2 protein-coding genes are annotated in these 1,774 nt (G+C 60.0%); both read left to right on the top strand.

Features of this window, described 5'->3' with window-relative positions; translation table 11 throughout:
• On the top strand, positions 1-785 hold a 785-nt coding region (locus ACIONG_RS30470; protein ID WP_401304744.1), incomplete at its 5' end, for a ParA family protein.
• Between the two features lie 9 nt (positions 786-794).
• Positions 795-1,667, top strand: coding sequence for a ParB/RepB/Spo0J family partition protein (locus ACIONG_RS30465; RefSeq protein WP_042607989.1), 873 nt, complete (start codon positions 795-797; stop codon positions 1,665-1,667).
• Positions 1,668-1,774 lie beyond the last annotated feature (107 nt).

Raw genomic sequence — 1,774 nt, 5'->3', positions numbered from 1 at the left:
CCGCCCCCCCCACCCACCCCCGCGGCGCGGGCAAGACCACCACCTGCATCAACCTCGCAGCATCCCTCGTCGCGACCAAGCGCCGGGTGCTGTTGATCGATCTCGATCCACAGGGCAACGCCACCATGGGTAGCGGTGTGGATAAACACGGTCTGGAAAACTCCGTCTACGATCTGCTGATCGGCGAATGCGATCTCGCCCAGGCCATGCACTATTCCGAGCACGGCGGTTATCAACTGCTGCCGGCCAACCGCGACCTGACGGCCGCGGAAGTGGTTCTGCTGGAAATGCAGATGAAGGAAAGCCGTCTGCGCAGTGCGCTGGCGCCGATCCGCGAAAACTACGATTACATTCTGATCGACTGCCCGCCGTCGCTGTCGATGCTCACGCTGAACGCATTGGTTGCCGCTGACGGGGTGATCATCCCCATGCAGTGCGAGTACTTTGCGCTCGAAGGTTTGAGCGACCTTGTGGATAACATCAAGCGCATCGCCGAACTGCTGAACCCGAACCTGAAAGTCGAAGGTTTGCTGCGGACCATGTACGACCCGCGCCTGAGCCTGATGAACGACGTTTCGGCGCAGCTCAAGGAACACTTCGGCGAGCAGCTCTACGACACAGTGATCCCGCGCAACATTCGCCTGGCGGAAGCGCCAAGCTACGGCATGCCGGCACTGGCGTACGATAAGCAATCGCGCGGCGCGCTGGCCTATCTGGCCCTGGCGGGCGAAATGGTTCGTCGTCAGCGCAAAAATTCACGCATTGCCGCCGCTCAGGCAACTTAAGGAATCCCCATGGCCGTCAAGAAACGAGGTCTCGGACGTGGACTGGATGCACTGCTGAGTGGTCCGACTGTCAGCGCGCTGGAAGAACAAGCCGCGCAAGCCGATACGCGTGAACTGCAACATTTGCCGCTGGATCTGCTCCAGCGCGGCAAGTACCAGCCACGCCGGGACATGGATCCGCAGGCGCTGGAAGAACTGGCGCAGTCGATCAAGGCGCAAGGCGTTATGCAGCCGATCGTGGTTCGCCCGATCGGTGGCGGGCGCTTTGAAATCATTGCCGGTGAACGTCGCTGGCGCGCCAGCCAGCAAGCCGGGCAGGAAACCATCCCGGCGATGGTCCGTGATGTACCGGATGAAACCGCGATCGCCATTGCACTGATCGAGAACATTCAGCGCGAAGACCTCAATCCGATTGAAGAAGCGGTGGCCCTGCAGCGTTTGCAGCAGGAATTCCAGCTGACCCAGCAGCAAGTCGCCGAGGCTGTGGGTAAGTCCCGTGTCACTGTGGCTAACCTGTTGCGGCTTATTGCGTTGCCGGAAGTCATCAAGACCATGTTGTCTCACGGTGACCTGGAAATGGGTCATGCGCGTGCTTTGCTCGGTCTGCCGGACAATCAGCAGGTGGAAGGGGCGCGACATGTTGTCGCACGCGGCCTCACCGTGCGCCAAACCGAGGCACTGGTTCGCCAGTGGTTGAGTGGTAAACCGGAGCCTGTGGAGGCTACAAAACCCGACCCGGATATCGCTCGTCTCGAACAGCGTCTGGCCGAGCGCCTAGGCTCTGCGGTGCAGATCCGCCACGGGAAGAAGGGAAAAGGGCAGTTGGTGATCGGTTACAACTCCCTTGATGAGCTCCAGGGTGTGCTCGCACACATCCGCTGAAACATTTCCTCATGTAGCGCGCAGTCGGAAATCACTACCTGACAGTTGAATAGGGGCAGAACCGCCCCTATACTCTGCGCGCATTTTGTCTGCACAAATAATGCCAA

The organism is Pseudomonas sp. NPDC087817 (assembly GCF_044742875.1).
Classification (GTDB): domain Bacteria; phylum Pseudomonadota; class Gammaproteobacteria; order Pseudomonadales; family Pseudomonadaceae; genus Aquipseudomonas.
The sequence above is the reverse complement of the archived record's forward strand: the minus strand, read 5'-3'. Positions and strand labels throughout refer to the sequence as shown.

Bases quoted from the DNA above. Each gene is read 5' to 3' on its own strand.
- ACIONG_RS30465 (WP_042607989.1), top strand. From the start codon at position 795: ATGGCCGTCAAGAAACGAGGTCTCGGACGTGGACTGGATGCACTGCTG.